Origin of the sequence: Psychrobacter sp. CAL346-MNA-CIBAN-0220 (assembly GCF_040309805.1) — a bacterium.
GTDB lineage: Bacteria > Pseudomonadota > Gammaproteobacteria > Pseudomonadales > Moraxellaceae > Psychrobacter.
Genome location: NZ_JBEOPF010000071.1, coordinates 1 through 327 on the forward strand (window position 1 = coordinate 1; position 327 = coordinate 327).

1 protein-coding gene is annotated in these 327 nt (G+C 38.8%); it reads left to right on the plus strand.

Features of this window, described 5'->3' with window-relative positions; genetic code table 11:
• Positions 1-130: nucleotide exchange factor GrpE (locus AAEY88_RS12735; protein WP_350562966.1), on the plus strand; the 130-nt coding region annotated here is incomplete at its 5' end.
• Between the last annotated feature and the right edge of the window lie 197 nt (positions 131-327).

Here is a 327-nt window from a genome sequence, read left to right on the forward strand (position 1 = left end):
TGCAGATTTCCATGAAGCGGTAGGTATCGATCCAGAAGCAGAGCCAGATATCATAGGTACGGTACTACAAAAAGGCTATAGCTTGAATGGACGTCTATTACGCCCTGCTATGGTTCGTATCGGTCAATAAGCTAGGCTAATAAGTCAAGTTAGCTAATAAAAAAGGCGATTAACCCTTATTTAAAGTGAGGATATTCACAAATCTTCACACAAAATCGAATTATTGCGGGGCTATCGACTTGAAAAAATACCAGCGCAAACCGATATAAAGCAACAAGTGACCATATATGGTCTGATAATTTTAGCTTAAAGCTTAGACTTTTAGCC